Source organism: Gordonia sp. SL306 (genome assembly GCF_026625785.1).
Classification (GTDB): domain Bacteria; phylum Actinomycetota; class Actinomycetes; order Mycobacteriales; family Mycobacteriaceae; genus Gordonia.
Window position 1 is genome coordinate 4,013,040 of sequence record NZ_CP113063.1, and the last position, 24,642, is coordinate 4,037,681.

Sequence of the window (24,642 nt, forward strand, 5' to 3'; positions counted from 1 at the left end):
CTCAGCGCACCGAGGCGTTCATCGCCCAATACAGGAGCTCGGCGCTCTCGTGAGAGCGGAGGCGCACGTCTGAGTGCCGGGTGAGTCGGACAGCGTCGCCTTCCGAGAGGTCACCGATGCCGTCGGCCGATACGGTTCCGGCAGCGACGAACAGATGTCCGAACCGCGCCGCCGGGAACTCGATGGGGCGATCCGCTCGCGCTCGTGCGACGTACAGTGCCGACCGGTGGTTCGCGAGCCAGACGCCCGGACCGTCGGCGTGGTCGGGCATCCCGGACGCCACGACGACCGGCTCACCGGAAGAGAGTTCGGTGGTCAGGTCGCGTTGCTCGTATCCGGGATCGAGGCCCGCGGTGTCGGGGGCGATCCACATCTGGATGACGCGCAACGGTCGATCTTCGTTGCGGCGAGCCGGATTGCGTTCACTGTGCCGGATGCCGCGCCCGGCCGTCATCCGCTGGATCTCGCCGGGGTGGATCAGTGTCTCGTGACCGGTGGAGTCCCGGTGCGCCGCAACGCCCTCGAGTACCCAGGTGAGTATCTCGGTGTCGGAGTGACTGTGCGTGTCGAGGCCTTCGCCTGCGTCGACACGATCGTCGTTGTGGACGAGCAGAACACCGTGGGCGTTGGCCGCCAGGTCGAAATTGCCCGTGGCGGGAAAGGACTGGCGAGAGTCGAGCCACTCGTTCCACCAATGGGCACGCTCGTCGGACCGGATGATCTGCATCATCGTCGGCCTCCCGTCTCGTGCTGGGACGACATGTGCCCCGACAGCCGGGTCATGATGTCGAGCAGGGCGACACCGTCGGTCTCGGACAGAGCGTCGATGAACAGCGTTCGGACGCACCGAGCGTGGTCCCGGGCGGCGTGCCGGAAGACCTCGGCGCCACGGGGTGTGAGCACGGCGTAGCTGCCGCGTCGATCCTCGTCGGCCCGCTCACGGCCGATCCAGCCGCGGCGTACGAGGGTGTCGATCTGATACGACAGTCGCGACGTCGAGAACACCAGGTGTTCGGAGAGATCCCGCATTCGGAGACGCCGTCGCGGCGCGTCGTGCAGCAACAGCAGTACCTGATAGTCGGCGAGGGACATGCCGGCACTCGCCTTCAGGTCGTCGTCGAGGACGGTCTGAAGGCGAGCGCTGGTCTCGATGAAGACCTGCCATGCCTCGCGTCGCGGGTCGCTCGCCGAAGGTGCGGCACTCACCGCGAGGTGTGTGGCATCAGCGCATCCGGCGGGATGACACCGAGTCGTCCGGCATTGAAGTCATCGATGGCCTCGACGAGTTGCTGCTTGGTGTTCATCACGAACGGTCCGTACTGGAACACCGGCTCGCGGATCGGCCGCCCGCCGAGGACCAGCAGTTCCAGTGCCGGACGGTTCGAGTCCTGCCCCTCGTCGGCGCCGACGGTGATCCGGTCACCCTTGCCGAACACCACCAGCTGGCCCTGACGGACCGGCCGGGCGTCCGGGCCGACGGTGCCGCGGCCGGACAGCACGTAGACGAGCGCGTTGAAGTCCGGGCGCCATGGCAGCGACAGTCGTGCGCCCGGCGACACGGTGGCGTGCGCGAACGTGATCGGCGTGTGGGTCGAGCCGGGCCCGGCGTGCCCGTCGACCTCTCCGGCGATGATGCGGATCAGGGCGCCGGCGTCTTCGGTGGTCAGCAGCGCGGCCTGGCCGCCCTCGAGGTTCTGGTATTTGGGGGTGATGAATTTGTCGGCCGCCGGCAGGTTCACCCACAGCTGGATGCCGTGGAACAGGCCACCGGAATCGACGAGTTCGGCCGGCGGGGTCTCGATGTGCAGGATGCCTGCTCCCGCGGTCATCCATTGCGTCGCGCCGTTCTCGATGAGACCGCCGCCCCCGGTCGAGTCCTGGTGCTGGAATCGGCCGTCGATCATGTAGGTGACGGTCTCGAATCCGCGGTGCGGGTGCCATGACGTGCCCTTGGGTTCGCCCGGCTCGTAGTCGACCTCACCCATCTGGTCCATGTGGACAAAGGGGTCGAGGTCGGCGCTGGACACCCCGGCGAATGCCCGGACCACCGGGAACCCCTCACCCTCGAAGCCGCGGGGCCCGGTGGTCACCGACTTCACCGGCCGTTCGGTCTGTTCGGGGGTTGCGCTGCGCAACCGCGGCAAGGTCAGGGTGTCGGCGGTGATTGCGGGCATGACGGGCTCCTCTCGGTAGCTCAATTTTGAGCTATACCGCCCTCAACGGGGTGGGGCCGTGTCGTATTCCCCCGAGTGGGGCCCTCGACGATGAATAATCAGGTCATGGCCGAAACCGGTGGTGGGAATCGTGGCTCTGACGACGCACGACCTGCCGAACGGCAGCGATTCAAGAAGCTCGCCCAGGCCGCGCTGAACGCGGATGTGACGGTGGACCAGGTCGAGGCGATCCTGACCGACCTCGGTGATGTGCTCGTCGACATGAACAAGACGATCGGTGGGCTCGACGGCGCCATCGACAATCTCGGCGTCACCATGTCGCGACTCACCGGCACGCTCGACCAGGTGGATTCGACCGTTGTCGCGATGGTCGATGTGGTCGACCGGCTCGAACGGGTCGTCGGGCGGGTGGAGATCCTGGTCGGGATCGGCGAGGCGGCGATGAGGCCGCTCGCCGCACTGGAATCGGCGGGCCGCAGCGTGGCCTCGCGACTCGGACTTCTCAGCTGAACGGGGTGCAACCAGAATGACCGACATGACAGTGGAGGAACGCTCGTTCCGAGGCAGGCACGGCGAGACCATCACCTACGACGTGAGTCGCCCCGAAGGTGCTCCCCGGGGGACGGTAGTGATCGCCCACGGGCTCGGTGAACACGGCCGCCGTTACCGTCACGTCGTCGAGCGACTCGTCGGTGCGGGCTACCTGACAGCCGTGCCCGATCATCTGGGTCATGGGCGGTCGGGTGGCAAACGTCTTCGCGTCCAACGGTTCTCGGACTACACCGACGATCTCGGCACGGTGCTGGACCAGGTCGCGATCGGCGACCTGCCGACCTTCCTGATCGGGCACAGTATGGGTGGCTGCATCGCGCTGGACTTCGCGCTCGACGATCAGGACCGACTGGACGGCCTGGTGCTCTCCGGTGCCGCCGTGGTGCCGGGCGACGATCTGTCGCCGGTCGCGGTCAAGCTGGCACCTTTGCTCGCGCGAGTGGCACCCGGATTGCCCACCACGGCACTGGATTCCGCGAGTATCTCGCGAGACCCGCAGGTGGTCGCCACCTACGACACCGATCCGCTGGTGACGCGGGGGAAGATCCCGGCGGCCCTCGGCGGCGCGATGCTGGCCACCATGGGGTCGTTCCCACGACGGTTGCCGGGTCTGCAGATCCCGCTGCTCGTCCTACACGGCGGGGCCGACGCTCTCACCAGTGCCGCGGGCAGCGAGATGGTGGATCGGCTCGCCGCGTCATCGGACAAGACGCTCACGATCTACGACGGTCTCTACCACGAGATCTTCAACGAGCCGGAGCGCGATCAGGTGATCTCGGACGTGCTCGGCTGGTTGGCCGATCACATGCCCGAGCCCTGATTCGCGGACCCGACGACCGCATCCCGCCGAACCGTCGTCGGCGGGATGCGTCACGCTGTCAGGCCGCCGGGGTGGTGGTCGGTGTCGTCGCCGATGGTGCGACCGACTCCTGCGAGCTCGCCGGCGCCTGCGACTGGGTGGCGGAGCTCGCGCCGGCATTCGTGTCGGCGGTGCCGGCAGGCGGGGCGGGGACCGTGGTCCCGACCTCGGTGCTGCCGGGGCTGTCCGCGGTCGCATCCGATGCGTCGCCGGTCGCCGCAGGCACCTCCGAAGAACCGGACGCGGCACTCGGGGCCGACGACTCGGCCGAACTCGCAGCCGACGACTCCGATGCCTCGGTGGCGGCCGCGAGGACCTCGGGGGTCAGCGCGGGTGAGGCCTTCGCGGCCACCAGTGCCGCCTGGGTGGCCTTGGCCGCGCCCTCGGGTTCGGGGCTTCCCGACGCGCTGACGAGCTGCACCTTGTCGGTGACCGGCGGTGTGCTGCGCAGCGCTTCGAGGACGTGATCCTTGCCGTCGGCGAGCCCACGACCCCAGTTCTCCCAGGTGTGTCCGCCGTAGTTCGGCAGCGAGATGACCGACGCTCCGGTCTGTGCCGCCTGCAGCTGCATCAGCACCGTCGAGAAGGCCGACAGGATCTCCAGCGCCATCGCACTGATCTGATCCTGCTGCGACAGCTTCGCCATCTCACTCGCGGTGAGGAAACCGTTGCCCGAGGAGATGATCAGGGTCTGGCCGTTCTCCTTGAGCTTGTTCACGTTCTTCGACGGATCGTTGTCGGTCCACCGCTGACTGCCGGGCGCACCCCACATGTTGACGATGCCGTTGGTGTAGTTCGACACCATCGTCTGCGAACCGAACACACCGAGCGCACCGATGGGGTTGTCGGTCTGGTAATAGCCGGACATCGCCTGCACGACCTTGAACTGCTCGGGATGCCGCTCGGCGAGGGTGACGGCCGGGCCGCCCGACATCGACAGGCCGATGATCGCGTTGTTGCTCTTGCTCACGCCGAAGTTCTCCGCCAGGTAGTCGGGGAGTTCGTCGGTCAGGAAGGTCTCTTCCTTGATGGTGGTGTTCTGGTCACCGGCGCCCGCGTCCCAGTCGGTGTAGAACGACGACGCACCGCCGACGGGCATGACCAGGGTGGTGTCGCTCGCACCGTCGTAGACCTTGGCCGCCTGCACATCGGTGGTCCAGGCCGAACGCTCCTCGCTCGCGCGCATGCCGTCGAGCAGATACACGCCGTTGTCGCTGCCACTCGAAGCGCGGATCTGGACGATCACGAACTTGTTCTGCGACGCCGACCAGACCTTGCAGTTCTGGACGTAGTTGCCGGACTTGTCCCAGGTACAGCCCTCGCGGAGGACCTCAGGGTGACCGGTGAGGGCCGACGCCTTGTTACCGCCCGAGATCAGCGAGCTGATACCGAACAGGCCGAGGCTCAACGCGACGACGACGGCGATGCCCGCGAGCCGACGGCGACGGCGACGATGCGGACGGGCGGCCGTCGCGGTGGTGGGCGAGGCCTGCCACCCTTCGGTGACCAGATTCGGATCCAGAGATTCCGGAGGGATGGGCATGAGACTCCTGACACAAGAATTGAGCGATGTCCCCCGACGCACGGACCTCCGACGCGGAGGGCTTCCGTGATGACTGATTTGTCGTCGCACGGCGGGTGGGCGTTACACGCGTGAGGCTGCGCGTTTCGCTGTGAAATCGCTGTGAGGTGGGACGATCGCGGACCTCGACTTCCGACGCCCTGTCCGGTTCGCGCGCGGCGCGGGTCGTTCTGTGGGATGTTCACTGCGTGAGCGCCGCTCGCCCGATCGGAGATCCCAATGACACGGTTGTTGATGGTGCTCGGCTCGGTATTCGTGGTCGCTCTCGGATTGTTGTCGGCGCCGGGCTCGGTGCACGCGACGCCTCTGCCATCCGCGGATCCCTTTTATCGGCCGGGCCCGGACCTGGGTTCTCACCGGCCCGGCACGGTCCTGCGGACCCGGCCGGTCGAGTTCGTCATGTCCGGTGTGACCGTCCCCGTGACGTCGACGCAGGTGCTCTACCGCAGCAACGACGACGGCGGTGCGCCGATCGCGGGTGTCACCACGGTGCTGCGACCCGCCACGGCGAACGGCCGGATCGTCTCGTTCCACATGGCCTACGATGCGCTCGGACCGCAATGCGATCCCTCATACACCCTGCAGGGCAACAAGCCCAGTCGGGCAGGCCAGTTCGAGGAGATCGCGATCGGCGGATATCTCGCCGCCGGCTACACCCTCGCTGTGCCGGATTACGAGGGGCAGCAACAAGAATGGACGATCGGCCGGCAGTCCGGCCATCTCGCCCTGGACGGGATTCGCGCGGCGGAGAAGGTGCTGAGGCTGCCACCGTCGACACCGGTCGGCATGGTCGGGTACTCCGGGGGATCGGTTCCCACCGGGTTCGGGGCGGAGCTCGCCCCGACCTATGCTCCCGAATTGGCGATCGTGGGTGCCGCGGCCGGCGGTGTGCCCGTGAATCTCGCCCACAATCTGCCGTACATCAGTGGCAGCCAGGACTGGGCGGGCGTCATGCCCGCGCTCGTCGTCGCCTATCAGCGCGCGTACGGACTGGACCTCTCGTCGTTCCTGTCGCCGTACGGACTCCGCCTGGTGAACACGGTCAGGGACGACTGCATCATCGACTTCGCCGGCGACTATCCCGGGCTCACCGACGCCCAGATGGTGCGGTCGCCGTACCAGGGGTTCCTGCAGGTCCCGTCGGTGCGTGCGGCCATCACACGCAACGTGATGGGATCGGCAGGCACACCCGCGGCGCCGATGATGCTCGGTGTCGGGAAGAAGGACGCGGTCGGCGACGGGGTGATGGTCGCCGCCGACGTGGCCGACCTCGCCCGCCGTTACTGCGCGCGTGACGTCCCGACGCAATTCCATCTCTACCGGGGTGATTCGCACAGCACCGCCTTCATCCCGTTCGAGCGCGACGCCGCGGTGTTCCTGAACGAGCGATTCGCGGGACGTCCGACCGGCGGCTGCTGACGCCGCCGACCGGCAAGGTGGTGCCACGGAGAAATCCATCGCATAACGGATGCCTGTCGGTCGGGAAGGGCGCATCCTGGGAATACGGCGTGGGACAAGCCCCTCCCGCGCAGAAGTTTCCGAGAGGCGGCCCCATGACCACCACGTCACCGACCCCCGCCCGGCCCGCGCCGGTCGACATGGCACACCACGCCCATCTCTCGGGAGTGTTCGCGCCACAACGCGCAGAGGTCGACGTCGACGATCTCGAGGTGATCGGCACGATCCCCGACGACCTGCACGGCAGCTATCTCCGGAACGGACCCAATCCGCGATTCGATCCGATCGGGTCGTATGTCTATCCGCTCGACGGAGACGCGATGGTGCACCGCCTCGAGATCGGCGGCGGCACAGCCCATTACCGGAACCGGTTCGTCCGGACGCCGATGGTGGTCGCCGAGGAGAAGGCCGGGCATGCGATCTGGTCGGGTCTCACCGACGGTTACACGCCGTCGGCCGACGACGTCGGTCCCGATCTCGCCGGGACGTTCCGGCAACTGCCGGACATCAACATCGTGCAGCATGCCGGCCGACTGCTGGCCATGGCCGAGTCCGACCAGCCGTATCGTCTCGATCCCGCCGACCTCGGCACGATCGCCCGCGACGGCTGCGACGGTGCCATGGCAGTCGGCAGCACGGCGCACCCGAAGATCGACCCCTCCACCGGGGAGCTCGTGCTGTTCAACTATGTCCTGGAGGCGCCGTACCTCACGTGGGCGGTGATCGGACCGGACGGCCGGACACGTCGGCCACCGACCCCGGTAGAAGGTGTCGACCGGCCATTGATGATCCACGACATGGCCCTGACCTCGCGCTACATCGTGCTGTTCCTGTGCCCTCTCGTCTTCGACATCACCGCGATGCTCAGCGGCGGGTCGTTGCTGCAGTGGCATCCAGAGTCCGGCACCCGTATCGCGCTGATACCGCGTGACGGCGGCTCGATCCGCTGGGTCGACTCCGAGCCGATGTGGGTGTGGCACTTCGCCAATGCCTTCGACACCGGTGCTGATGATGCACCGGGCGATGGCACGGTGACCGTCGACTACGTGGAATGGACCTATCCGGGAGCGTTCGCGGACATGCCGCAGCCGGCGTCGTCGGCGCTGGTGCGCGCGGTTCTCGACCCGGCACGGGGGACGATCGCTCGCACCGTTCTCGGCGAGAGTGCCGATGTGGAGTTCCCGCGCGTCGACGACCGCCTGCTCACTCGATCGCATCCACGCGTCGCGACCGTGGGCAAGAGTGGGAACGACACCGGAGATCGCGACAGCCTCTGGTTCCACGATCTGCGTGCCGGAACCGAGACCTGTTGGCGCCCAGGTGTCGCCATCGGCGAACCGATCTACATGCCAGGCGCACACCACGATTACTGGGGTGCCTTCGGCACCGACCCGGCAGACATGGCGTCGTACTTCTACGTGCTGGCCGCCGACGATCCCGCCGCGGGCCCGCTCGCGACCGTGCGGATGCCGATCCGCGTACCGGCCGGTCTGCACGGGGCGTGGCTACCGGCCGAGTGAACCGTCTCCCCACAACCCTCCGCCGGTCGAGTTTCCTGAAAAGCGCCCCCGAAAAGCGCCCTCCGCAGCGTCACCGTCGACGTATCGACGACGGCGACGCTGCAGAGGGCGGTTCTCTGGGGCGCTTTTCAGGAACTCAGCTCAGGCGTCGTAACCCAGGAGCGACTTGACCTCCAAGAACTCGTCGAACGCGTAATCGCCCCACTCGCGGCCGTTGCCACTCTGCTTGTATCCGCCGAACGGTGCCGACGGGTCGAGCTGCGCGCCGTTGAGCGAGATCGACCCCGCCCGGATGCGGGAACCGACCTTGCGGACCTCGTCGACGTCCTTGCCCGAGACGTAGCCGGCGAGACCGTATTCGGTGTCGTTGGCGATCTCGATGGCGTTGTCGATCGAGTCGTAACCGATCATCACCAGCACCGGGCCGAAGATCTCGGTGCGGGCGATGTCCATGTCGTTGGTGACGTCGGCGAACACGGTCGGCCGGACGTAATACCCGGTGGGCAGCTCGTCGGGACGCCCCGGGCCACCGAACACGACGTCGGCGCCCTCCTCGATGCCGCGCTCGATGAGCCCCTGGACCTTCTCGAACTGTGGCTCGGACACCACGGGACCCATCCGGACGTCCGTGCTCGGATCACCGACGGTCAGAGTCGACTGCACGGACTTCGCCGCCTCGGCCGCCTCGGCCATCCGCGACTTCGGGACCAGCATGCGGGTGGGTGCATTACAGGATTGTCCGGAGTTCATCATCATCGCGGCCACCCCGCCGCTGACATTGGTCGCGAAGTCCTCGTCGTCGAGAATGATGTTGGGGCTCTTGCCGCCGAGTTCCTGCGCAACACGCTTCACGGTCGGTGCAGCATTCTTGGCGACCTCGATGCCGGCGCGGGTGCTGCCGGTGAACGACACCATGTCGATGCCGGGGTGGGACGCGAGGGCTGTGCCGACGCCCGGCCCGTCGCCGTTGACGAGGTTGAACACTCCCGCGGGAACGCCTGCCGCATCGAAGATCTCGGCCACGATGGCGGCGCTGAACGGAGCCACCTCGGACGGCTTGAGCACCATCGTGCAGCCGGTCGCGAGTGCCGGGGCAACCTTCACCATGACCTGGTTCAGCGGCCAGTTCCACGGTGTGATGAAACCGCAGACGCCGATCGGCTCCTTCACGATCCGCGACGACCCGCGGTCTTCGGAGAAGCTGAACGTCGGCAGCTGTGCCGCGGCGGTCATCAGGTGGGCGAGCCCGATGGGGACCTGGACGTTGTTGGCCAACCCGTTCGGCGCGCCCATCTCCTCGGTCACCGCCGCGGCGAGTTCGGGCATCCGCTTCTGGTACTCGGCGACCACCGCGTTGAGGATTCCGACGCGCTCGTCGACGCTGGTCTGGCTCCAGGTGGTGAATGCCTTACGTGCCGCCTGCACCGCGGTGTCGACATCGGCGGCCGTGCCGAGTGCGACGTGGCCGGCGGCCTTCTCGGTCGCGGGGTTGATCACGTCGATCAGATTGAGTTCGGTGGGCTCGACCCACTGGCCGTCGATGTAGAACTTGGTGATTTCGCGCATGGTGATCCTCCATATCCGCGGGGTGTTGTCGACACCACACTATGCCTGCCTGCAGAGTGCCGGGGCAGCCTTTGAGGAAACGTTTGTTGTCAGATTTCCGTCTCGGTCTGAGACGGTGCGCCACCACCTGGTCAGTAGGCTTGGATCATGATCTTCATCGTCGCGAAGTGGCCCGTGAAGCCCGAATACGTCGAGCAATGGCCCGATCTCGTTCGGGAGTTCACGCAGGCCACCCGGGCCGAAGCGGGAAACAAGTGGTTCGAATGGTCACGCAGCCTCGACGAGCCCTCCACCTACGTCCTCGTCGAGGCCTTCGACGACGACGCCGCGGAGGCCCATGTCACCAGTGAGCACTTCCGCGCGGCGACCGCGCAGCTGCCGAAGTACCTCACGCGGACGCCCGACATCGTCAACGCCACCATCGATCAGGAGACGTGGTCCGAGCTCGGGGAGATGTCGGTCGACGGCTAGCATGCTCACAAGTTCTGGTTGTGGGCACACAAGGTGTGGGCGTCTACCGGCGCAGGACGTGCTCGGCGAGGGTTGATCCATGACCTCCGCAGCCCTTGTCGACCGACGGTTCCTCGGCGAGCTCGAGCGCCCCGGCCAGGTGTTCGAACACCTCACCCCCAACTGGTTCGCCGCCGTCATGGGCACCGGCATCGTGGCCAACGCGGCGGTCTCGCTGCCTCTGCAGTCGGGCATCCTTACCGCGTTCGCCACGATGATCTGGGTCGTGGCCGCCGTGTTGCTGATCGCGATCTCCACGGGGTTCGTCGTGCACTGGGTCCGGCATCCACACGCCGCGCGACACTATGCGGCCCATCCGGTGATGTCGCAGTTCTACGGCGCCGTGCCGATGGCCGTTCTCACCGTCGGTGCCGGGGCCGTGCATCTCGGTGCACCGCTGCTGGGATCGACGGTCGCCGTCAGCCTGGGCTCGGTCCTGTGGGCGGTCGGAACGGTGCTCGGCGTGGCGACGAGCATCTGGGTTCCGTTCACCATGATGACCCGCACACGGCAACACGAGGTGCATGCACTCCCGGCCTGGCTGATGCCGGTCGTGCCGCCGATGGTATCCGCGTCGACCGGTGCGGCATTGCTGGCCCATGTGCCGGAAGGTCAAGCGAGACTTGCCATGCTGTCGTCGTGCTACGCGCTGTTCGGCCTGAGTCTGATACTGGGCATGATGACCATGACGATGGTCTATTCGCGGCTGGTTCACGGTGGGGTGCCGGTTGCCCAGTCGGCGCCGACGATCTGGATCACGCTGGGGATGATCGGGCAGTCCATCACGGCCGCGAATCTCCTCGGTGCCCAGGCCGGCCTGGTCTTTGCCGGGGCGATGGCACCGATAGCGCTGGGGCTCAAGATCTTCGGGATCATCTACGGCCTGGCGATGGGGGGCTTCGGAGCGGCGATGTTCGCCCTTGCGACGGCGATCACCGTACGCACGGTACGCCAGGGCCTGCCGTTCGCGCTCACCTGGTGGAGCTTCACGTTCCCGGTGGGAACCTGCGTGACTGGTATGAGCGCGTTGGGAATCGCGCTGGGTTCGACCCCGATCCGGGGGCTCGCCGACGTGCTCTACGTGGTGCTGGTGATCGCCTGGGGGATCGTCGCGACCCGGACCGCGCACGCCGCATACATCGGCAGGGTGTTCCGACCCGCGTGACGCCCGGCCGGATCGTCAGGCGGTGCGCTGCACACGGATTGCGCGTGCCGCCGATGCGGCCGCCGCGGCGATCGCGAGCACGATCATCGGCGCGACGATACCGACCGTCGGCTCGATCGTGGTCAGCAGGACGGGCAGTCCGAAGCCGAGATAGCAGGCCACGTAGAAGATCCCCGTCACCGCACCACGGCTGCGGCGGGGCGCGAACGCCTCCACATCCATGAGCCCGTCGCGCAGACACAGCCCATAGGCGAGACCCAGTACCACCGCGGTCACCGCGAAGAACACCATCGACGGGTGGCCACCCGCCACGGCCGACAGCGTGAACCCGACGGCCGCCAGGGCGGCGCCGACAACTCCCGCCATCCGCCCGACTCCGAGGCGGCGCACGACGAACTGGATGATCACCCCGGCCCCGAGACTGAGGGCAGCGGCCACGCCGGGCACCCACGGGCCGTCGTACCGGTCGCTGATGCGGTGGGCCATCACGACCACCGCGACCGTCACCGACGAGAACACCCAGAGTGCCATGGGTACCGACCAGGACAATGCCGCTCCGACTGACCTCCCGTCGGCATCGTCGACCCCGGTGAGCGGGTGGTCGTGGCGGACGGGAGTCGTCGGCGTCAGCACGAACCCGACGGCCGCCACCACGAGCGAGACGACCCCGCTGAGCGCGAACGGGACTTCGACGGGATGAGGCGCGAACTCGGCGAGGAGCCCCGTGATCACCGGGCCGATGGCGAAACCGGTCGTGAGCAGCGCGCCCGCCAGCGTGGCGCCAGATCTGCCGCGTAGGTCGGCGGCCCAGGCGGTTCCGGCGCTGATCGTCAGTCCGGCACCGAGACCGACCACGAGCCGACCCACCAGGACACCCGCCTGATCATGCCAACCGATCATCATGAGGTTGCCGATGCCGGCCAGCGCGGCACCGGTCAGGACGACCGGACGCCGGCCGACACGGTCGGACAACGATCCGCCGCCGAACAGTCCTGGCAGGAGTCCGATCGCGTAGATGCCGAAGGCGCCGTCGAGGACCGCGGTCGCCAGCCCCTCGTCGGACTTCAGCACCGGGATCATCGAGGCGAAATGATTGGCGCCCCAGCCCGTCGCGAACAGGACCGCAAGGATCGCAGGCAGTGCGAACCGCTTCACCGGACTTTCGGCAGTGTGCATCGAATCCGATTCTGCCGGTTATAGAGTTGGCGGACCGCACCGGTACCGACAACAGGACGGAACGTCGACGATGACCGCAAACGTGCAGGACTTCCATCCCGATCTGCAGCGGATGGCACGCTTCCTGCCCCGAGGGGTCGTCGGACCGAGGACCCTCCCGCTGATCCGGATGGTGCAGAAGGGGATGGGCCGGCTGCAGCGTGATCCTGAGGTGGAGGTCCGTTCGCTTCCCTCCGGTGGGGAGGCCCGGGTGTTCCGGCCGTCGGGGGTCACCGGCGACGCCCCCGGGCTGCTCTGGATCCACGGCGGCGGGTACGTCATCGGGGAGGCGCAGCAAGACGACGATCTGTGCCGACGGTTCAGTCGTGATCTCGGTGCCGTTGTGGTGTCCGTCGACTACCGGTTGGCGCCCGAGCACCCGTTCCCGGCGCCGCTCGACGACTGCTACGAGGCGCTCGATGTGCTCCATCAGCTCGACGGCGTCGCCGACGGACAGTTCGCCATCGGTGGGGCCAGCGCGGGCGGCGGACTCGCGGCGCAGTTGGCGCTGCGGATTCGTGACCGGGGCGGGGCCACACCAGTCCTGCAGTTGCTCGTCTATCCGATGCTCGACGACCGAACCGTCCGCACCTCTGTCGATGAGGACGACCTGCGCATGTGGCACGCGAAGTCCAACCGATTCGGTTGGGACAGCTACCTCGGCGGCGCCGATCCCGAGATCGTCGCGCCGGCCCGACGGGACGATCTCAGCGGTCTGGCACCCACGTGGATCGGCGTCGGGGGTCTGGACCTCTTTCACGACGAGGACCTCCAGTACGCCGACCGGCTCCGCGCTGCCGGCGTCCCGTGCGAGGTCGAGGTGATTCCCGGTGCCTTCCACGGGTTCGACCTCGTGAATCCCGCAGCGCCGGTGTCGCGAGAGTTCTTCCGACTCCAATCGGCAGCGCTGCGGGCAGCGCTCCGCGGCAGGAGATGACCGGCGTCGATCGGCCCTGACCGGCGCGGGCGGTCACGGAGCGGCCTGCTAGCGTCCAGGTATGGCAAGGCTTGGCTTAGCTGGGGATGCGGCGGGACCGCCGCGATGCGTCGACGGCCCGTCGATACGCGGGATCGACGACGACCCACGTCACGTGACGGTCACCTTCGGCGCCCGGACAACCGCCGATGTGAGGCGCGTACTGCTCGTCGGCAACGGACTCATCGAGCGTGACCGACCGGCCGACGGCCTTTTTAACCTTGTCGGCGACGGGATCTGGCAGCTCGCATTGCGCGTGCCGGTCGACCATCGAGGTTCGTATCAGGTTGCGTTCGACATGGACGCGACGCCCGGTCCGCTGCCCGAACTCGCCGGCCGGGCGGTCGCGGATCCACTCAACGCCGCGAGGATTCCAGTGCGCTGGTCGGCGGGCGAGGCCAGTGTGCTCGAACTCCCGGATGCGCCGCCGAGCCGGTGGCGACCGGTGTCCCCGGACACTCCTCGCGGCACCGTCACAACCCTCCGGTGGGCGGGCAGTGCGGCGGTATCGGCTCGTGATGTCCACGTCTACCGATCCGCCGGGACGCGTGAGGCGACCGGGGTCGTCGTGCTCTCCGACGGCGACATGTGGTTCGGCAGAATCGATCTGGCCGGTCAGCTCGACGCCATGGTGGCCGCGGGGGAGATCCCACCGATCACGGTCGTCGCACCGAGTGCCGTCGACATCGACACCCGCTGGCACGACCTCACCGCGCAGGATACCTACGCCGACTTTCTGGCCGCCGAAATCCGTTCCTTCGCTACCGAATCGGGCCCGGTGAGCAACGAACCACGCGACTGGACCATCGCCGGTCAGAGCTTGGGCGGATTGACGGCGCTGCACACCGCCGTCCGTCATCAGGAGGTCTTCGGTGGGGTGCTCGCACAGTCGCCGTCACTGTGGTGGCGACCGGGTTCGGAGTATCGTGTCCGGCTCGACACTCAGGGGATGTGGCTGCTCGACCATCTCGTGAATGCGTCTGCCGACCAGCGATTTCGGATCGACGTCGGCCGCAGCGAGGGGCGGATGGTCGATCTCGCGCGCGCGGCGGCGGCTGCACTTGCCGATCGTGGTGCTGACGTCACCCTCACCGAGTACAGCGGCGGACACGACCACGCCTGCTGGCGCGTACACCTTCTCGACGGAATCAAGGAGCTCCATTCATGACCGGACACACGATCTCTCGCTGGGCCGCGATGGCCGCCTCGGCGGCCTGCGTGGTATTTCTCGCGGGCTGCGGCACCAGTGGCGCTACCGGGGATGCGGCCGTTGCCACGCGACCGTTCGTGGACGCGCAGCATCGGACCGTCGACATCCCGGTGGCTGCCAAACATGTTGTCGCGCTGAGTGAACCCACCATCGATGCGACGTTCGCGTTGGGGATGTCGCCGGTCGGTATCACGGCGGGCCGCGGACAGCAGGATGCGCCCGGATACCTCGCCGACCGCCTCGATGGTGTCCCGATCGTGGCCACCGTCGGTGCCGTCGACCTGGAGAAGGTCGCGGCATTGCATCCCGATCTCATAGTGCTCGACGAGACCACTTCTGCCAAGGAGGAGCTCGACGAGCTCTCGGCGATCGCGCCCACGATTGTCACGGCGAGGTTGAAAGCCGATTGGCGCCAGGCCTTTCTGACGGCGGCCGACGCACTCGGGAAATCTGCCGAAGGCCGCTCGACCCTCGACGATCTCGACAACGACATTGCCGCCACCAAGAGCCGACTCGGATCGAATGCGGGAGCATCGGTGAGTGTGGTGCGCTGGCAGAACGGCCGTCCGGCCGCCGTCGGTCAGGGGGCCGGCCCGGTCGGGCAGACGATCGCCGCGCTGGGGCTCACGCGCCCGAGGGACCAGCAGGGGGAAGGTCCCGGGCACAGTGTGCCGGTCAGTCTCGAGATGTTGAACACGATCGATGCCGACTGGATCTTTTTCGGCACTCTCGGGGACCGGGCGTCGGGGGAGGCTGCCTTGGTCGACGCGCACAAGCTCCAGGTTTTCGATCAGCTCGGTGGGGTCCGGGCGAACCATGTGGCGGTGGTGGCAGGTTCGGCCTGGAACACCACAGGTGGCCCGTTGGCCGCGCGGTCGGTGCTCGGGGACCTGTCGGCGACGCTGACCGACAACACGTGACCTGTTCGGCGCGCCGTCGGCTTCGGGATCGACGCAGCGTCTAGCCGATACTGCTGGCTACCGCGACGACCACACCTGCCACCACCAGCACGAGCACGACGACGGCTGCGGCAATCGCGCGATTCTTGCGGTGGTGGGTCACCGCATTGACCGCCAGCCCGATCCCGATGAGGATGGCCGCCGCGTAGATGGCGATGCCCAGGGTGAGCGCGGCCGCATTCGCGTCCGCCATGGCGAGGGTCGTCGGGTGGTGGCTCATCAGTCGAGTAGACCATGTGGGCCGACTTCGCCGATGGGGGAGGATTGCACCTCTGCTGATCTCGTGAGAACATCATTCTCGTGATCCAGAACAGCATTCTGAAGTTCGTGAGTCGGCCGTGAAGGCGGAGGACATGTTCCACGTCGGGATCGTCACCGACGATCTGGACGCGACACGTTCGCAGCTCTCGGAGTTGCTGCGGTACGAGTGGGGGCCTGAGATCGCAGCGCCGATCGCGGTCGACTTGGCGGGCGGGCCCGCCACCGTCGAGATCACCTGCGCGTACTCGACCACCACGCCCCGGCTCGAGGTCATCCGCAGTGTGCCAGGGACCTTCTGGGAATCGTTGGGAGGCTCCGGGATTCACCATGTCGGTTACTGGTCGGACGATGTGGGTGCCGACGCGGCCGAACTCGAGCGGCTCGGATATGTCACCGAAGCCACCCGGAGCGCACCCGACGGAAGCCCGTTCTTCGCATTCATGCGTAGCGACAAGGGCTTTCGCATGGAGCTCGTCACCAGGGCCGCGGAACCGTCATTGCGTCAGTGCTGGGCGGATCGTTCATGACCACCGTCGGCGTCGTCACCGGCGCGGGTCGTGGCATGGGTTTCGAGTGCGCCAAGCGGCTCACGACGATGGTGGACACGCTGGTGCTGGTGGATTACGACGGTGCCACCGTGACTGCTGCCGCAGAGCAACTGTCGGCCGATGGTGGGGCCGTGGTCGAGCCGTTCGTCCTCGACATCACCGACGTCGCGGGTCTTGGTGGACTGGCTGCCCGCGTCAGTGAGTTGGGCACCCTTCGTGCCGTTGCGCACGTCGCCGGTATCTCACCGACCATGGCCGACTGGCAACGGATCTTCACCGTCGACCTAGTTGGCACGGCGACCCTGGCCGAGGTCTTACGCCCGCTGGCAGCCGTCGGCACAGCGTGGGTCTGCTTCGCATCGATGGCTCCGACCATCGGCGGTGTCGAGATCGACACGGCCACCGCCGCCGTGCTCGATGATCCACTCCACGAACACTTCCTGGATAAGATCCGCGAGAGCCTCGGCCCGATGGTCGAGCAACCCGGTGTGGCCTATTCGCTCGCGAAGCTCGGCGTCAAACGTTTCGCTCAGCAGGAGGCCGTGCGACTCGGACCGTCGGGCGGCCGTATCTGTTCGATCTCGCCAGGGCTCATCGACACCCCGCAGGGGCGCCAGGAAGCCGCCGACAATCCGCGGATGGCCGCCTGGGCCGAGCAGACGCCCCTCGCACGACTCGGGCAAGCCCATGAGGTCGCGGCGGTGGCCGCGTTCGTGTTGTCGGATTCGGCGAGCTTCCTCAACGGGATCGATCTGCTCGTCGACGGGGGTCTGTGTGCGGCGGTGCGTGGGCCGCAGCCGGTACTCGACTCGTAGTGCGGCGGAGTGGGCCGTGGATGTCAATGCCGAGGCGATGCCAGGTCGGTGCCACAGATGGCCCACCACCTGCGGCGACGCAGTGCCCCCAGTCGGACTCGAACCGACACTGGGCGGATTTTAAGTCCGCTGCCTCTGCCAATTGGGCTATAGGGGCCGGCGTGCCCGAACTCGAGAACGCACCTACCAGAATGGCATGGGGGAGAACGCCGGACGAACACCGGGGGCTCCGCGCAGTGCGCGGAGCCCCCGGTCCCTGTGAGAGAGGTTCTTTCCCGATCAGCCCAGGCTGAACGGTTTTCCGTAGAGGTAGACGACCTGAGTGGTGTGGTCGGTCATGACCTGCACCTTGGCGTAGGACCGGGCCTGTGCGTACCCGGCGCAGCCGTTGATCATCATCGTCTCGTTGGTGTATGCCACCGCACCCGAACCGGCGAACTTGACGGCGGCTCCGTGTGACTCGGCGCCGAAGTCGTCTTTGCCCTCGACGTCGTTGATGGTGTAGTTCGCGGCCTGTCCGGGGCCGAGGGTGACCGAGGCGCCGGTCTCTGCGGTCGCGCTGATCGGCACGTCGTAATCACCGGTGCCAGGTTTGGCGCCACCCTTGGTGGTGGAATTTCCGCCGAGGGTCAACTGGCACCCGACGATGTAGCCCGAGGCGATCCCCAGCTTGGCCTTTTTGTCCGACGCCTTGACGTCGTAGCGGCCCGAGACCCAGGCATTGCGATGCAGCGGCGTGCCACCCATCGAGGGGTTGATGCGTGCCCGCTCGTTGGTCCGGGTGATCGTCAGTGCGGTGCCGTCGGCCAGCTTCTTGGTGACCGTCTGGTTCGGCAGCCGGACCTGGGTGTCGGCGTGCGCCATCCCCTGACCGACCAGGGGCACCGCGGCGAGCACGCCGATGGCAATGGCGCCGGCGCGGACCGCGTTGCGGGGAAATCGTTTGGCGACAATCTTGTTCATATCGACCTCTGTCATCCGATGGAGAAGGGCTTGCCGTACAGGTTCACCTTCTGGTGCAGCTTGCCCGTCGTCTCGATGGTGCTGAAGGCGCGTGCCTGCGCGTAGCCGCCGCAGTTCTGCAGATTCAGTCCGGCGCGGTCATAGCCGACGGTGTACGTGCCCGGCTTCTCGATGTCCTTCTTGGTCAGCTGCACGAAGAGGACCTGTCCCGCCGAGATCGGGACCGTCAGGCTGGCCGAGGCCGACGGCGACGCCGACAGTGTCCCCGACAGGCCGCCCGAAAGGCCCTTGATGTCGACCTGGCAGCCGACGATGTAGCCGGTCGACAACGTGGCCGCCGCTCCGTTGGTGCTGGTGCCGTTGGTGCCGGGAAGTTCCGACTCACCCTCGGCCCCGTTGGTCGGTCCCGCCTTGCTCGGCTTCAGGTTCGGTGCCTTGACCGTGACGGTTCCGCTCACCCAAGCGGTACGCGAGGCGGGGTTGCTCGCCATCGACGGCGAGATCTGTGCGCTCTCGCCGGTACGGGTCAGTGTCAGGCCCTCGCCGTGGGCGGTACCACCGGGAAGCTTTACGAAGGCGTCGGCGCCGGCCGAGCCGATACCCGCCGCCAAGGCGGCCGCCGCAGCGCCCACGCTCACCGTTGTGAGGCCGGCTACCCGAAAGGCCTTATGTCTGTTACTCAATCCACTCCTCCTCATCTCAGCGGCGCCGAGCGACGTGAGACCCCGACCGGCCCGAATCGTGACTGTCCCCGCGATCCGAGCGCACCGCGCTGCAAGCATGAGTACCGTATATGGAAGACTTATGAAAGTCTAATGTGACTGACCGAACTCCATGGGCGACGTTCCGACGTGGGCGCGGAAGGCTCGCGCGAAGGAACTCTGGTTGTGATATCCGACCCGATGTGCCACCGCGGCAACCGATCGGACAGTCGGCAGAAGCGCCTTGGCGGTCTCCATCCGGCACTGGGTTCGCCACTGCCGAAAGGTATTACCGGTTTCGCGTCGAAACGCGCGCTCGATGGTTCGGGTCGATGTGTGGGTGACCAACGCCCAGTCGTCGATCGTACGGGTGTCCGCCGGATCTCTGCGAAGGGCCTCGGCCACGACTCTGGCGGGCCCGCTCGACGGCATGGCCAACTCGAGGACCCCGGACGGCGTGGCCTGTTCGATCAAGGACAGGAGTTGTTGTCGAAGAACGGTTTCCGGGGCGAGGTGCGGTGCGTGTTCGGCACCGACGAGGGCGAGTGCCAGTGCACGGAAATGGAAGTCGACGGCGACGATGTCCGCGCAGCGCAGTGATGACGTGACCGACGAATCGAAGAAGGTCGGCACGACGACCGAATTAGCACTGATGCGCAAGGTGTATCGGGTGCCTGACGGCACCCAGATGGCGTGGTCGCTCGGCAGGGTGCCCGACAGCCCTTCGAAGTCGAACGCCGTCTGGCCGCAGACCTGCCAGAGCAGTACATGTGCGGACGGGTGCGACCGATTGGTCACCGTGATCGGCGGGATGTCCGCTGTCCGGGGGAGCCCCGCGGCCCACGGGCCATCGGCTGCGACGTCGGATGTTGACGCCATGTGCACAACTCCTGTCGGGTTGCGTCGAGGTCCATAGCTTAGGTAAAGGTAGCCTAATAAGCCGAGCGACACTCGCCGCGGGAGGGGGACCCGGGCGAAGCGACGAAACGGACACCACCTCGGTGTTGTGAACGCGACGGGGATGATTGTGAAGCAGCTTTTGACACCGCACTCCTTGCTGAGTGAGGCGCAGGACTCGTACGGACTCACTCCTGCGGTGACCGTGGACGGGGACGCCCTCGACTTCGAGAGGTTCGCGGAATCCGTGGAGTACCTATGTACCGACCTGCGTGCCTGCGGGGTGTCCTCGGGGTGCCGGATCGGGCTGGGGGTGCAAACGGGCTGGATCTTTGTGCTCACATGGCATGCTCTCGTGTCGATCGACGCGGTGGTGATCCCGGTCGATCTCTGCGACGAGGACTCCGTGATGACCGCGCGAGATCTCGACCTCGACTATCTGCTGACCCACCGGACTCACGACTACGTCCTGGAAGACGTCATCGACGAATTGGTGCAGGACGAGTCGTCGATTCCGGTGTTCCGGGTGGCCGACGAGTTCGCACTCGTCGAGGTCGGCTGCGGTAGGTCCGTCCGATCCGGCGGGGGAGGCCTGGTCTCCGATCTGGGTACCGGAATCGTGGAGAAGACCGATCAGCTACTCGTCGAGGCCGATCGGATCGGCCGGCGACTTGATCTCTGGCCCGGCGTATCGGTCCGCCTCGGCGGACCACTGAACACGCGTCCCACGATGTTGCTCATCATCGCCTGCGCGACACGGGGAGCGTGTGCGTGTGTCGAGAGCGCGGCACTGCCGGTCGCCGACGAGGGCGTCGAGATGGTGCCGGTGATCGATCGGCCCGGCCGGCCCTGCGAAGCGCCCCTGCTGTCGGTGTGCTGAGAGCTCAGTGCATCGCGGAGTCGACGAGCTCGGCAAGGTCGTTCTCCTTGCGCTGGCGCAGTGCAGCGATGATCGTGCTGAGATCGGCGTCGTCCGGCAGCCAGAGGGATTCCCGGAGTGTGTCCACCACGGTCGACCGGGAGACGCGGCCACGCGGTCGACGCCCCAACCGGGCGAGGATCTGCGATGCCGGTGAGCCGCGGCCGGCGTCGGCAGCCCGGACGTCGAACGAATCAGGTGTGAAATCGAGGAAGATCGGATCCCCTTCGGAGAGGCCGAGATCCGTGACGAACCGCTTGATGGTTCCCGACCTCGCCTGGACCGACACCCACATGAACGACTGCGGACCGTGCCGTGTCTCGAGCTGGACGGGCCTGCCCGGGGCGATGCCGACGATGCCGGCGAGCGCAGACGGCAGGTTGAAGGCCGATCCCTTGACGTGGGCGGAGGTCACCGTCGTCGACCAGTGGACCGTGTCACCATCGCGATACAGGCCTCGGGTCCGGGTGGGTGACTTGCGCGGTGAATACGGGCGTTTGCGGCGCATGACCATGTCGTCGCGGGTCACGAAATCGCCCGCACTGGCGTATGCCCGGACGCTGGCCTCGGTGACGTCGTAATGTCCGGTGATCTCGTCGATCACCGTGGCGAGAGGGACGGGCTCGCCATGCGCCTTGGTGAGCAGCCGTTCGATCTGGACGTGGACGGGCACGTATTGCTCCATGCCCCAGCGTCGGAGCCCGTAACTGTTCCGGTCTGTCTTCACGACGCGTTCGTCGGTGACCAGCGCATTGCGCACCGACGACGGCGCCCGGGGGAACTCGCCGAGCCCTGCGATGATCCGGTCGAAGGTCTGTGGCTTCTCTGCGATCGACAGGACAGCGGCGACCAGATCTCCGGTCGAGGAGGTCGACGACACCGCGTGATCACCGAGAAACGAGTACCCGCTGCGATGCAACCAGCGTCGGGCGGCGTCGACGGAGAGCCCGAGGCCGTCGGCGACCGCACGGATCGGTGCGGTCTTCTCCGGGGTCGCTTCGGCATCAACGCAGGCATGTGTCGCGGTGGTGGCCTCCTTCAGGGTGCCCCGGATGATCCAATCGTCGACGGCCGTCAGGGCGGGAGCGGCGGCGGCCACGAGGCGCCAGATCGGCACGCCGAGAGCATCGGCCGTGGTCCCCGACTCCGGTAGCTCATCGACCAACGATTCGACGTCGATCACGGGATCGGCGAGGTCGACCATCGCCCCTTCCAGCGCGTGCAGGCCGGGGATCTCGTTCAGCAGCGCAGACAGACGATTTCGCAGGTTGCGATCGATCTGGGTCACCCGCTCGCGTGAGCTGCCCAGCATGCCTGCGAGTTCCGACTGTGTTCGGGGCCGGGAGGCGAGGATGCGGTCGTACAGTACGAGTCGGTCGCGTTCGGTGAGTGAGCCGACGAAATCACGCAGCTCTGCCCGACCGGTCGACGCCGACTGCTGTTGCTGCGCCGGGCGCTCCTCGTCCCGCACCACACCGGATCTCGCCACGAAGCGAGCGATCAGATTGACCACCGTGACCGGGCCGATGCCGGGCAGCCGAACGAGTTCGTCGACCGAGAGGGTCATGAGTTCGGAGATCGTGTCGACGTCGCTCGCGCCGAGCTGCTCTCGCGTCGATCGCGGCAGTGGCAACGGCTCCGGGCCGGCCTGCACGTGGGGGAAATCGTCGATGAGTCGGCGCGACGACCGATCCGAGACGTAGCGCTCGGCGAGCCGGTGGCAGAAGCGTTCCAGGTTGACATCGGTCAGGGTGTCGGCGGGGGTGTTCTGGATCCAGGCATTCACGACGATCTCGTCGTCGGCGAGTATCCCGGGCCCGTGCCGGTACTCCGACAGCCACGGCAACAACTCGAACCATGGTCGGTCGGAGAGGGTTTCGTCACGAAGTCGGTCGGCGAGCTGACGGTCGTCCGGGACCGCCGCCTCGGCGGAGGTCAGAACCTCGGAGGGGGACGGTGACATCGGTGGCTTCCCTGACTGTCGTGCATGGTGGCCGCCTGTGCGGTCGCGTTTCGCGGCGAGGTCGGACGTGGCCGCACACGTCGGGTCTGCGGCCGAGAATAGCCTATCGCCGTCACGCCTCGGTTGCAGAAAGTTCTCCTCGCCGGCTCGTATGTCAGGAAGGTCGGGAAGGTCACGAAGGTCGGATTGTCATGTGGGAAGTTCGATGTCGAGAGCCGACAGCACGGTGCGGAACTTCGCCGACGTCTCGGCGAGTTCGTCTGCCGGGTCGGATTCCGCGACGATGCCACCACCCGCCCAGGTGATCAGCCCTCGTCCGTCCGGACCCAGGTCAGCGCAGCGGATGCTCACCATCCACTCGCCGTCGCCGCGTGCATCGCACCAGCCGACCGCTCCGGCGTAGAACCCGCGGTCACCCTCGACGGCCAGGATGTGGTCGCGGGCGGCCGGTGTCGGGGTACCGCAGATGGCCGGCGTCGGGTGCACGGCGGCGGCGAGGTCGAGTGCGGTCGTCCCGGGGTCGGCGATGCGTCCGCGGATGCCGGTGCCGAGATGCCACATCGTGGGCGTCGAGGTGAGTGAGGGCTCCGCGGGTACTTCGAGGTCTCGGCACAGCGGTGACAGTGCCGAGGTCAACGCATCCACCACATAGCCGTGCTCGCGCCGATCCTTCGGTGAATCCGCCAGGCGGCGAGCGTTTTCCTGGTCGGCCGTCGGGTCGGTGCTACGGGGGGTCGAACCGGCGAGGGGATGACAGGAGACGACGTCACCGCGTTTGCGAATCAGGACCTCGGGGCTCGATCCGACCAGGTGGTGACCTTCGTACTCGGGCCCGGCGGCCGACAGGTCCGCCGCGAAAGCGTTACCCGCGTGGTCGCGAGCGGCCAATCGAGCAGCCAGGTCCCACGGCGAGAGGGCCCTCGTCGCCTGCACGCTGAGCCGGCGGGCGAGTACCACCTTCGACATCCCGCCGCACGGGTCGGCAATGGTGCGCACCGCGTCGGCGACGTGCCGTTCGTGTTGCTCGGGCTCGGGGTGCGCGGCCGTCACCCGTGCTCCGACAACCGCTGCGGCGGGGCTCCGGCACCAGCGGCCGGGGCTCCGGCGGAAAGCGCGTGGTGCGATCAGCGAACAGGGGCGTCGCAGGTCGAACGGCAGGGCGCCGACGATCGCAGGCGAATCACCGTGATCGAGATGTATGCGCGCGGCGTGGACCGAGTCGAAGTGGTGGCGCGCGCCCGAGGCGTATACGTGTTCCTCCGGCCGGGACAGCAGGAAAACCGCATCGTGGTGGAGATCATCGTCGGCCATGACGCCACAATCTACCAACAATGGTGTTTCTACGATAGGCTTTGTGCCTGAGCCTGGTGGCTCCGACCGAACCCGCCGACCGCCCGACTGAGGGAGAGCTGAATGCTGCGCACCGTTGTCAACGGAAAGATCCACCGAGCGACGGTCACCCAGGCCGACCTGCATTACGTCGGATCGATCACGATCGACGAGACCCTGATGCGTGCCGCCGACCTCGTCGAAGGCGAGAAAGTGCAGGTCGTCGACATCACGAACGGCGCCCGGCTGGAGACCTACGTCATCACCGGGCCCGCCGACACCGGTGTCATCTGCATCAACGGTGCTGCCGCACATCTCGTCGATCCCCGCGACCTGGTGATCATCATGTCGTTCCTGCAGCTCGACGAAACCGAACTGATCGCCCATCAGCCGAAAGTTGTTCACGTCGGCGACGACAACCAGATCGTCGCGCTGGGCAACGATCCTGCGCAGCCCGTTCCCGGCGCGGTCGACCAGATGTCCTCGCGCTGAAGGTTCCG

Annotated in this window: 25 protein-coding genes and 1 tRNA gene; 13 read left to right on the plus strand and 13 right to left on the minus strand. The window is 67.1% G+C overall.

Translation table 11 applies throughout. The features are described 5' to 3' along the window. Position 1 precedes the first annotated feature (1 nt). Genes OVA31_RS18425 through OVA31_RS18435 form a run of 3 tightly spaced genes read right to left on the minus strand, consistent with a single transcriptional unit; the run spans position 2 to position 2,174 of the window. Positions 2 to 730, minus strand: coding sequence for a pirin family protein (locus OVA31_RS18425; RefSeq protein WP_267628058.1), 729 nt, complete (start codon positions 728 to 730; stop codon positions 2 to 4). Then, positions 727 to 1,206, minus strand: a complete 480-nt coding sequence (locus OVA31_RS18430; RefSeq protein ID WP_267628059.1) for a MarR family winged helix-turn-helix transcriptional regulator — start codon at positions 1,204 to 1,206, stop codon at positions 727 to 729. The genes OVA31_RS18425 and OVA31_RS18430 overlap by 4 nt, the downstream gene beginning before the upstream one ends. After that, on the minus strand, positions 1,203 to 2,174 hold the full coding sequence (locus OVA31_RS18435) for a pirin family protein (protein ID WP_267628060.1): 972 nt from the start codon (positions 2,172 to 2,174) through the stop codon (positions 1,203 to 1,205). Before OVA31_RS18435 ends, OVA31_RS18430 begins: the two co-directional genes overlap by 4 nt. Positions 2,175 to 2,279: 105 nt before the next feature. Here OVA31_RS18435 and OVA31_RS18440 point away from each other — a divergent pair, with 105 nt between their 5' ends. After that, complete coding sequence (locus tag OVA31_RS18440; protein WP_267628061.1) at positions 2,280 to 2,684, plus strand: hypothetical protein; 405 nt, start codon at positions 2,280 to 2,282, stop codon at positions 2,682 to 2,684. Positions 2,685 to 2,709: 25 nt separating this feature from the next. Next, positions 2,710 to 3,546, plus strand: a complete 837-nt coding sequence (locus OVA31_RS18445) for an alpha/beta hydrolase (RefSeq protein WP_267631595.1) — start codon at positions 2,710 to 2,712, stop codon at positions 3,544 to 3,546. Between the two features lie 58 nt (positions 3,547 to 3,604). Here OVA31_RS18445 and OVA31_RS18450 read toward each other — a convergent pair whose 3' ends face one another. After that, positions 3,605 to 5,128 carry an alpha/beta hydrolase-fold protein gene (locus tag OVA31_RS18450; protein ID WP_267628062.1) on the minus strand — a complete coding sequence of 508 codons (1,524 nt, stop codon included), beginning with the start codon at positions 5,126 to 5,128 and terminating at the stop codon, positions 3,605 to 3,607. Positions 5,129 to 5,386: 258 nt separating this feature from the next. Between OVA31_RS18450 and OVA31_RS18455 the strand changes: the two genes are divergently transcribed. Both OVA31_RS18455 and OVA31_RS18460 read left to right on the plus strand, forming a co-directional pair. Continuing rightward, on the plus strand, positions 5,387 to 6,586 hold the full coding sequence (locus OVA31_RS18455; RefSeq protein WP_267628063.1) for a lipase family protein: 1,200 nt from the start codon (positions 5,387 to 5,389) through the stop codon (positions 6,584 to 6,586). Between the two features lie 134 nt (positions 6,587 to 6,720). Further along, positions 6,721 to 8,145, plus strand: coding sequence for a carotenoid oxygenase family protein (locus OVA31_RS18460; protein ID WP_267628064.1), 1,425 nt, complete (start codon positions 6,721 to 6,723; stop codon positions 8,143 to 8,145). A 141-nt stretch (positions 8,146 to 8,286) separates the two neighbouring features. On the opposite strand, the gene OVA31_RS18465 is transcribed toward OVA31_RS18460, so the two are convergent. Then, positions 8,287 to 9,711 (minus strand): aldehyde dehydrogenase family protein, encoded by a 1,425-nt coding sequence (locus OVA31_RS18465; RefSeq protein ID WP_267628065.1) that lies wholly within the window; start codon positions 9,709 to 9,711, stop codon positions 8,287 to 8,289. Between the two features lie 147 nt (positions 9,712 to 9,858). Here OVA31_RS18465 and OVA31_RS18470 point away from each other — a divergent pair, with 147 nt between their 5' ends. Beyond that, entirely contained in the window at positions 9,859 to 10,182 is a 324-nt protein-coding gene (locus tag OVA31_RS18470) for a putative quinol monooxygenase (protein WP_267628066.1), read from the plus strand. A gap of 79 nt (positions 10,183 to 10,261) precedes the next feature. Then, the gene (locus OVA31_RS18475) at positions 10,262 to 11,386 is read left to right on the plus strand and encodes a TDT family transporter (RefSeq protein ID WP_267628067.1); all 1,125 of its coding nucleotides are present in this window, start codon (positions 10,262 to 10,264) and stop codon (positions 11,384 to 11,386) included. Positions 11,387 to 11,401: 15 nt separating this feature from the next. On the opposite strand, the gene OVA31_RS18480 is transcribed toward OVA31_RS18475, so the two are convergent. Then, entirely contained in the window at positions 11,402 to 12,562 is a 1,161-nt protein-coding gene (locus OVA31_RS18480; protein WP_267628068.1) for an MFS transporter, read from the minus strand. Between the two features lie 70 nt (positions 12,563 to 12,632). On the opposite strand from OVA31_RS18480, the gene OVA31_RS18485 reads away from it, so the two are divergent. The 3 genes from OVA31_RS18485 to OVA31_RS18495 all read left to right on the plus strand — a co-directional run bounded on the left by OVA31_RS18485 (position 12,633) and on the right by OVA31_RS18495 (position 15,707). After that, a complete protein-coding gene (locus tag OVA31_RS18485) occupies positions 12,633 to 13,538 on the plus strand; it encodes an alpha/beta hydrolase (protein ID WP_267628069.1) in 906 nt (301 codons plus the stop codon). 154 nt (positions 13,539 to 13,692) lie between these two features. Further along, positions 13,693 to 14,745: an alpha/beta hydrolase gene (locus tag OVA31_RS18490; RefSeq protein WP_267628070.1), complete on the plus strand. Its 1,053-nt coding sequence runs from the start codon at positions 13,693 to 13,695 to the stop codon at positions 14,743 to 14,745. Then, a complete protein-coding gene (locus OVA31_RS18495; protein ID WP_267628071.1) occupies positions 14,742 to 15,707 on the plus strand; it encodes an ABC transporter substrate-binding protein in 966 nt (321 codons plus the stop codon). Before OVA31_RS18490 ends, OVA31_RS18495 begins: the two co-directional genes overlap by 4 nt. Before the next feature lie 40 nt (positions 15,708 to 15,747). On the opposite strand, the gene OVA31_RS18500 is transcribed toward OVA31_RS18495, so the two are convergent. Continuing rightward, positions 15,748 to 15,966: a hypothetical protein gene (locus OVA31_RS18500; RefSeq protein ID WP_267628072.1), complete on the minus strand. Its 219-nt coding sequence runs from the start codon at positions 15,964 to 15,966 to the stop codon at positions 15,748 to 15,750. A gap of 118 nt (positions 15,967 to 16,084) precedes the next feature. Between OVA31_RS18500 and OVA31_RS18505 the strand changes: the two genes are divergently transcribed. Together OVA31_RS18505 and OVA31_RS18510 are read left to right on the plus strand one after the other, a co-directional pair. Then, positions 16,085 to 16,534: a VOC family protein gene (locus OVA31_RS18505; RefSeq protein ID WP_267628073.1), complete on the plus strand. Its 450-nt coding sequence runs from the start codon at positions 16,085 to 16,087 to the stop codon at positions 16,532 to 16,534. Next, the gene (locus OVA31_RS18510) at positions 16,531 to 17,370 is read left to right on the plus strand and encodes an SDR family oxidoreductase (protein ID WP_267628074.1); all 840 of its coding nucleotides are present in this window, start codon (positions 16,531 to 16,533) and stop codon (positions 17,368 to 17,370) included. The genes OVA31_RS18505 and OVA31_RS18510 overlap by 4 nt, the downstream gene beginning before the upstream one ends. An 83-nt stretch (positions 17,371 to 17,453) precedes the next feature. Here OVA31_RS18510 and OVA31_RS18515 read toward each other — a convergent pair. From OVA31_RS18515 to OVA31_RS18530, 4 genes are all read right to left on the minus strand, one after another. Beyond that, positions 17,454 to 17,527: transfer RNA gene (locus tag OVA31_RS18515), tRNA-Leu, on the minus strand. 122 nt (positions 17,528 to 17,649) lie between these two features. Next, positions 17,650 to 18,348: an MspA family porin gene (locus tag OVA31_RS18520; RefSeq protein ID WP_267628075.1), complete on the minus strand. Its 699-nt coding sequence runs from the start codon at positions 18,346 to 18,348 to the stop codon at positions 17,650 to 17,652. Next, a complete protein-coding gene (locus tag OVA31_RS18525) occupies positions 18,345 to 19,016 on the minus strand; it encodes an MspA family porin (protein WP_267628076.1) in 672 nt (223 codons plus the stop codon). The genes OVA31_RS18520 and OVA31_RS18525 overlap by 4 nt, the downstream gene beginning before the upstream one ends. 129 nt (positions 19,017 to 19,145) lie before the next feature. After that, on the minus strand, positions 19,146 to 19,913 hold the full coding sequence (locus OVA31_RS18530) for a helix-turn-helix transcriptional regulator (RefSeq protein WP_267628077.1): 768 nt from the start codon (positions 19,911 to 19,913) through the stop codon (positions 19,146 to 19,148). Positions 19,914 to 20,061: 148 nt separating this feature from the next. Here OVA31_RS18530 and OVA31_RS18535 point away from each other — a divergent pair, with 148 nt between their 5' ends. After that, a complete protein-coding gene (locus OVA31_RS18535) occupies positions 20,062 to 20,811 on the plus strand; it encodes a hypothetical protein (RefSeq protein ID WP_267628078.1) in 750 nt (249 codons plus the stop codon). A 4-nt stretch (positions 20,812 to 20,815) separates the two neighbouring features. Here the strand turns inward: OVA31_RS18535 and OVA31_RS18540 are convergent, their stop codons facing one another. Together OVA31_RS18540 and OVA31_RS18545 are read right to left on the minus strand one after the other, a co-directional pair. After that, entirely contained in the window at positions 20,816 to 22,813 is a 1,998-nt protein-coding gene (locus tag OVA31_RS18540; protein WP_267628079.1) for a sigma factor-like helix-turn-helix DNA-binding protein, read from the minus strand. 189 nt (positions 22,814 to 23,002) lie between these two features. Next, a complete protein-coding gene (locus OVA31_RS18545) occupies positions 23,003 to 24,124 on the minus strand; it encodes an isochorismate synthase (protein ID WP_267628080.1) in 1,122 nt (373 codons plus the stop codon). 102 nt (positions 24,125 to 24,226) lie between these two features. On the opposite strand from OVA31_RS18545, the gene panD reads away from it, so the two are divergent. After that, on the plus strand, positions 24,227 to 24,634 hold the full coding sequence (gene panD, locus OVA31_RS18550; RefSeq protein WP_267628081.1) for an aspartate 1-decarboxylase: 408 nt from the start codon (positions 24,227 to 24,229) through the stop codon (positions 24,632 to 24,634). The last annotated feature ends 8 nt before the right edge of the window (positions 24,635 to 24,642 follow it).

Coding starts and splice junctions, on each gene's coding strand:
- OVA31_RS18460 (WP_267628064.1), top strand. CDS start 6,721: ATGACCACCACGTCACCGACCCCCGCCCGGCCCGCGCCGGTCGACATG.
- OVA31_RS18440 (WP_267628061.1), top strand. CDS start 2,280: ATGGCCGAAACCGGTGGTGGGAATCGTGGCTCTGACGACGCACGACCT.
- OVA31_RS18465 (WP_267628065.1), bottom strand. CDS start 9,711: ATGCGCGAAATCACCAAGTTCTACATCGACGGCCAGTGGGTCGAGCCC.
- OVA31_RS18530 (WP_267628077.1), bottom strand. CDS start 19,913: ATGGCGTCAACATCCGACGTCGCAGCCGATGGCCCGTGGGCCGCGGGG.
- panD (WP_267628081.1), top strand. CDS start 24,227: ATGCTGCGCACCGTTGTCAACGGAAAGATCCACCGAGCGACGGTCACC.
- OVA31_RS18455 (WP_267628063.1), top strand. CDS start 5,387: ATGACACGGTTGTTGATGGTGCTCGGCTCGGTATTCGTGGTCGCTCTC.
- OVA31_RS18545 (WP_267628080.1), bottom strand. CDS start 24,124: ATGGCCGACGATGATCTCCACCACGATGCGGTTTTCCTGCTGTCCCGG.
- OVA31_RS18435 (WP_267628060.1), bottom strand. CDS start 2,174: ATGCCCGCAATCACCGCCGACACCCTGACCTTGCCGCGGTTGCGCAGC.
- OVA31_RS18425 (WP_267628058.1), bottom strand. CDS start 730: ATGATGCAGATCATCCGGTCCGACGAGCGTGCCCATTGGTGGAACGAG.
- OVA31_RS18500 (WP_267628072.1), bottom strand. CDS start 15,966: ATGAGCCACCACCCGACGACCCTCGCCATGGCGGACGCGAATGCGGCC.
- OVA31_RS18445 (WP_267631595.1), top strand. CDS start 2,710: ATGACAGTGGAGGAACGCTCGTTCCGAGGCAGGCACGGCGAGACCATC.
- OVA31_RS18480 (WP_267628068.1), bottom strand. CDS start 12,562: ATGCACACTGCCGAAAGTCCGGTGAAGCGGTTCGCACTGCCTGCGATC.
- OVA31_RS18495 (WP_267628071.1), top strand. CDS start 14,742: ATGACCGGACACACGATCTCTCGCTGGGCCGCGATGGCCGCCTCGGCG.
- OVA31_RS18485 (WP_267628069.1), top strand. CDS start 12,633: ATGACCGCAAACGTGCAGGACTTCCATCCCGATCTGCAGCGGATGGCA.
- OVA31_RS18475 (WP_267628067.1), top strand. CDS start 10,262: ATGACCTCCGCAGCCCTTGTCGACCGACGGTTCCTCGGCGAGCTCGAG.
- OVA31_RS18520 (WP_267628075.1), bottom strand. CDS start 18,348: ATGACAGAGGTCGATATGAACAAGATTGTCGCCAAACGATTTCCCCGC.
- OVA31_RS18450 (WP_267628062.1), bottom strand. CDS start 5,128: ATGCCCATCCCTCCGGAATCTCTGGATCCGAATCTGGTCACCGAAGGG.
- OVA31_RS18510 (WP_267628074.1), top strand. CDS start 16,531: ATGACCACCGTCGGCGTCGTCACCGGCGCGGGTCGTGGCATGGGTTTC.
- OVA31_RS18540 (WP_267628079.1), bottom strand. CDS start 22,813: ATGTCACCGTCCCCCTCCGAGGTTCTGACCTCCGCCGAGGCGGCGGTC.
- OVA31_RS18470 (WP_267628066.1), top strand. CDS start 9,859: ATGATCTTCATCGTCGCGAAGTGGCCCGTGAAGCCCGAATACGTCGAG.